Annotated in this window: 4 protein-coding genes; all 4 read left to right on the forward strand. The window is 70.3% G+C overall.

All coding sequences use genetic code 11. The annotated features are described in order from the left end of the window. Positions 1-1,319 (forward strand): hypothetical protein (locus U9980_RS20535; RefSeq protein ID WP_322769408.1); only part of this gene is annotated, 1,319 nt, incomplete at its 5' end. Next, on the forward strand, positions 1,310-2,026 hold the full coding sequence (locus tag U9980_RS20540; protein WP_416210341.1) for a creatininase family protein: 717 nt from the start codon (positions 1,310-1,312) through the stop codon (positions 2,024-2,026). The genes U9980_RS20535 and U9980_RS20540, both read left to right, overlap by 10 nt. Positions 2,027-2,413: 387 nt before the next feature. After that, on the forward strand, positions 2,414-2,575 hold the full coding sequence (locus U9980_RS20545; RefSeq protein WP_322769410.1) for an FxLD family lanthipeptide: 162 nt from the start codon (positions 2,414-2,416) through the stop codon (positions 2,573-2,575). Between the two features lie 55 nt (positions 2,576-2,630). Further along, positions 2,631-5,665, forward strand: a 3,035-nt coding sequence (locus U9980_RS20550; RefSeq protein WP_322769411.1) for a lantibiotic dehydratase, incomplete at its 3' end; no start/stop codon positions are given.

Consider the following 5,665-nt stretch of genomic DNA (forward strand, 5'->3'; position numbering starts at 1 on the left):
CCGATCACATCAACGCCCACGCCGCCCGCACCGGCCTCGACCCTGACGGCGCCGCCACCCGGACCGCGCCATGGCTCAGCGAACTGGAGAACTGGCCAGTTCCGCTCCGCCGCCGACCTACGCCCCAGCTTCTCGCCCTGCTCGCCGAGGTCTACGGCACCAGCGTCCACAACCTGCTCGACCTCGACGACCGCGAGAACATGCCCCCCGCGGATCTCATGCTTATCAGCCAGATCCGTAAGGGACTGCCAACGGCGCGCCAAGACTCTGAGGGCAAGACCGTGCGGGAAGCTGTCATCGGCGGCGTCTCCTTAACGACGACCACCGAGATCGCGGCCGACAACGGCGGATTCGCGCACCAGTTCGATTTGGTGCCGGAACCAGACGTGTTCGGTCAGCCGTCGGCAATCGGCGTTGACATTACGGATCCGACGGAGCATTGGGTCGAGCTATTGGGTTTGGTTGCCGGGAAGTCCAACGACGGTGGGCCCGGCTCGGTGTGGAGCCTGGCCCGCGGGCAACTCGCATTGCTCGACGCGTGCCGCCGGACGTCACCGGTCGAGAATCGTCAGCTTCTCGCGGTCCAGGCCCGGTGGTCGGAGTTCCTCTCCTGGCTCGCCGACAACCTCGGACGTCCGCGCTCTGGGAGGATGTGGGCCGAGCTGGCGTATAGCCAGGCCACCGAGGCTGGCGACCGTCGCACCGCGAGCTATGTCCTGATGCGACGGGCTCAGCAGGCGGCTGATCAGGGACGTGGCGGGGAAGCTGTCGCGCTGGGAGAAGGCGCGGCGGCCCTCGATGCCAGCAGTGCGTGTACCGCCGCGCTGTGTCTCGTCCGGCAGGCGCACGGGCATGCCCTCAACCGCGACGACGCCGCATCCCGTGCGGCCGTCCGTCAGGCGGTCCGGCTGCTGGCTGGTGCTGAACGCGACCCGGACCCGTTGGATGGGCACTGCACGGACCTCTACGTGGAGGCCTATGAAGGTCGCTGCCGGCGGCTGGTCGGTGACCTGGACGGAGCGACGCGGATTCTGGACGAGGTGCTGGCGGCCTGGCCGGACGGGCTGCGTCAGGATGAGGTGATGTGGCGGGCATGGTTGGCGGACGCGCATGCCGCTGCTGGGCGCGTGGCCGAGGCGGGAGCTGAGGGCCTGCGTGCGTTGGAACTCGCCCAGGCCACCGGATCGGCGCGCGCTGACTCGGTACTCGACAGCATGGCGGGAGCGCTCGCGGGAGCCGATCGGGTGGTCGAGGTCGGCCAGTTCCTCGCCGCTCGCCGGGTCGTTGACGCTGCGACGAGGAGACAGCCATCCCTATGATCACCACGGCGACCAGCGCCGAGGCGGAGCGAGCCGGCGCGCGGGCGGCCGTGTTGCCGGTGGGCAGCTTCGAGCAGCACGGCGCTCACCTCCCCCTCACGACCGACACGTTGATCGCCCAGACGATCGCCGAGGCCGCGGCCGATGCGTACGGCCTGTTCCTGCTCCCGCCGGTCACGTTCTCGTGCTCCCACGAGCACGCGTCGTACCCGGGAACGGTGAGCATCTCGTCGGTCACTTTGACCTCGGTCGTCCGTGACGTCGCCGGCTCTCTACGGCGTTCCGGCATCGCCGCGGTGGTGCTCGTCAACGGTCACGGGGGCAACTACGTCCTGAGCAACATCGTTCAGGAGGCCAACATCGACGGGCCGAGCATGACGCTGTTCCCTGGACGGTCGGACTGGGCGGCGGCCCGCGCCGCCGCCGAGTTGGAGACTGACGCCCACGACGACATGCACGCCGGCGAGCTGGAGACCTCCATCCTTCTGCACGTGCACCCCGACCTCGTCCGGCCCGGCTGGGAGACCGCCGACGAGGGAAGCGGTCCCCGACCGCACCTCCTCGTCCACGGCATGCCGGCTTACACGCAGACAGGCGTGATCGGCCGCCCCTCGCTCGCTAGCGCGGAGAAGGGCAAACGGCTCCTTGCCAGCCTGACCGGCCTGATGAGCGACCACCTGGACGCGCTCGGCCTGACTGGTCGCTGACCAGGTTCTACACCCGGCTTCATCGCCATCCGGAGAACCGCGCTGCGGGATGAAGCAGCTACGCAATCAGACGGAGGTCCGCTGCGCTCTGGCCGCGCCTGGCCACCCGAACAACTGGGCCTGTATCCCGGCGTGTCAGGCCGAACACACCAGCACGGCGGACGTCATCTTCCCAGGTCAGCGGCCGGACAAGGCGCGAAGAGAAAACTTCGTCCCCGGGGGAATGACCTTGCGCCGTAGGTGAGGCATCGTTACCTCTCGTTACCGCCGAAGGCCGGCATGGTAACTCCCGACCCTGCGCCATCCCGAACCGAATGCACGTCGTGCGCGTGGTGCTCAGGGATGGTCGGCAGGTGCGCCGGGGAACGGCACCGAGAGGAGACGTGGATGTCCATTGTGCAGGAGGTCGGCCCATCGGGTCCGACGCCGGCCGACTGGTTCGACCTGCCGATCACCATCGTCAATGACGACGGTTGCGTGGCGAGCGACGGCTGCGACACCTCGGACGGCTGCTCGTCGACCTGCCCGTCGGCGTGCGCCAGCTCGTAAACGCGGGCCGTCGCCGTGCCGCCCCGACGGCGTCGGGGCGGCACGGGACGCGGATATGACGAAAGCCGGAAAAGGGGCGATGTCGATGGGCGGGGCGCTGTATCGGCCGGCCGGTCCCGCATTGCTGCGCGCGGCGACGAACGCGCCGGGCAGCGTGGCGTGCTGGCCGGTGCTGGAAGACCCGGCAGCATGCAGAGAGTGGTTGGCGCAGGTCTGGCCGGCGGCCCGGGAATCCGTCGCGCTCGCCAGCAGCACGTTGGCTGCTCGGGTCGAACAGATCGTGACCGGGCAGCCGGTCACAGACCGACGGCTGCGCGCTGCGGTAGCGACGGTGGTGCGGTACCTGCTGCGTGCCGAGGGGCGGGCGACGCCGTTCGCGCTGTTCGCAGGTGTCGCGCAAGCGAGGTTCGGCCAGCTGGGGTCGGTGCGGATCGGTGATCGCCACAGGTCGACGGCTCGGGTGGACGCCGCATGGCTGGGCGAGATCATCGACCGTCTGGAAACGGGCCCGCTGCTGGAGCGGGTGACAGTCGTGTTCAGCAGTCTCGTCGTCGAGCGGGCAGGGCGGTTGATCGTGCCACACCCGGACGGCCAGGCGGAGATCCCTCTTACTCCGCCGGTGCGGCTCGTGCGGGATGCCGCCCACGATCCAGTGCGCTTCGCCGAGCTGGCCGACAGGCTGGACGACGCGTTCACCGACGTGGGCCGTAAGCCCATCGAGCGGCTGCTGCGTCAGCTCGTCGCCGAGCACTTTCTGATCACCGGCTTCCGGGCGCCGATGACGGAGGCCGATCCGCTCGGCCACCTGGTCACGGTCCTTCGGACGGCCGGTGCGTGCGACCTGGTCGAGGTCGCACCGCTGGTGGAGGAGCTGACCACGATCCACACCCAGCTTGGTGAGCTCAACCACACGCCGACCCTGGAGGCGCAGGCAGCGCCGCGCACGTCGTTGCTCGCGGCGATGGACCGGATCGCCCCCCAGCAGCGTTCTCCCTTGGCCCTCGATCTGGTGCTCGACTGCGACCTTCGGCTGCCCGAGTCCGTCGCTTCGGACATGGCCGTGGCCGCAGGTGTCCTGACGCGGCTGGGCCGGGAACCGTTGGGACCGGCGGGATGGGCGGACTATCACCGCCGGTTCGTCGAACGCTACGGCGTCGGCAGCGTCGTCCCGCTGCGCGACGTGCTCGACGACGCGTCGGGGCTTGGCTATCCGGCCGGCTATCCGGGCTCGGTCCTGCCTGCACCCGCGCCGTCGGTAACGGATCGGGACCGGCGGCTGCTTGCTCTGGCGTGGGAGGCGCTCGCGGGCGACGGTCCTCTTGAGCTGACCGACGCACTGATCGAGCACGTCACCGCCGGCGACCTGTTCGACCCGCGTTTCCTCCAGCCACACGCGGAGATCGCGGCGAAGATCTACTCCAGGAGCGTCGAGGCGTTGGACGCCGGAAACTACCAGCTGGCCGTGACTCCCGCCCGCGCGACCGGAACCCTGACCGCGAGGTTCCAGTCCTCAACCCGTGACGCGGCGATGGTCCGCGCCTACAGATCGGTTCCGGCGCTGCACGAGGGCGCCACCGCGGTACAACTGTCCTGCCCGTCCAGGTTCGTCCGCGGCCAGAACGTCGCACGGCTGCCCCGGTTTCTGCCCGAGGTACTGGCCCTCGGCGAGCCACCGTCGCAAGGACCGCGCGGGCTGAGACCCGCAGATCTGGCGCTGACCGCGACTGGGCGGGGCCTGCTGCTGATCGAGGCCGCCACTGGCCGGATCATCGATCCGCAGGTGTTTCACGCGCTGGCGCTCGACCGGCAGATGCCGCCGCTGGCGCGGTTCTTGGCGCATCTGCCACGCGCGTTCGCCGCGTCGCTGACCGCGTTCGAGTTCGGACCGGCCGCTGGCGCGCTGCCGCACCTTCCCGAAGTCCGCTACGGCCGGATCATCCTGGCCCCCGAACGCTGGCGCCTCCACACCGCCGACCTGCCCGGCGTTGACGCGCCGAGCACCGACTGGAGCGGCGAGCTGGGGCGGTGGCGGCACCGGCATCGGTGCCCAGATCTCGTGGAGCTGGCCGACGGCGACATGACCCTGCGGCTGGACCTCACGGTCCCCGCCCATCGCACAATCTTGCGCGAGCATCTGGCCGACACGGGCGTGGCGATGCTGAACCGAGCCGTGCCCGGTCAGGACCTCGGCTGGATCGGGCATGCCCACGAGGTCGTCGCACCCGTGTTCCGCGCGGGCCTACCCGCACCGCACAAACTCGCCCCGCCGCTGGTCAGCAGGGTCAACGCCGACGGCCACCGCCCCGGCGATCCGACCGCCCGCTGGATCTCCGCCCGCGTCCATACACACCCCACCGCCATGAACGACATCATCGCCAGCCATCTACCGGTCCTGCGCACCCGGCTCGACGGCGCGCCGATGTGGATGGTCCGCTACCGCAACACCGAGCAGACCGACCATCTGCGCATCCGCGTCGCCACGGACGAGTCGCACCACGCGGCCCGCGCGGCGATCCTCGGCGCGTGGGCCGCCGAGTTGGCGACGAGCGGCGTCGCCGGACAGGTGGCCTTTGACACCTACTTCCCGGAAGCCGGCCGCTACGGCGCCGACGCGGCTCTCCAGGCCGCTGAAGCCGTGTTCTGCGCCGACACCACCGCCGCGATCATCGCGCTGCGCCAGCCGCCGGCTGGCATCCATTCCGACAGCATCACGGCGCTGTCGATGCTCGACCTCGCCGACGCGTTCCTCGGCGGCATACGCCCCGCCACCGACTACCTGACCACACGCGTCCTCGCCAAGCCGCAGACCATCGATCATCGTGTCGTCGGCGAAACCACCCGGCTGGCCCGCCACAGCGTCCCCAGGGATCTGCCGCACCTGCCTGGCGACCTCGCGGACGCCTGGGCAGCGCGCGCCAAGGCCCTGGCCACCTACCGCGCGGCGTTACCCGGCCAGATGGACCCCGCGACGGTCGCCGGCTCCCTGCTGCACCTCTCCTATAACCGACTGCGCGGCATCAACCGGGACCACGAGGCTGCCTGCCTTCGGCTGGCCCGCGGCGCCGCGTTCGCCTGGCGCGCCGCCCAGCA

It is taken from the genome of Protofrankia sp. Cr1, from assembly GCF_963555865.1.
In the GTDB taxonomy this organism is placed as follows: Bacteria; Actinomycetota; Actinomycetes; order Frankiales; family Frankiaceae; genus Protofrankia.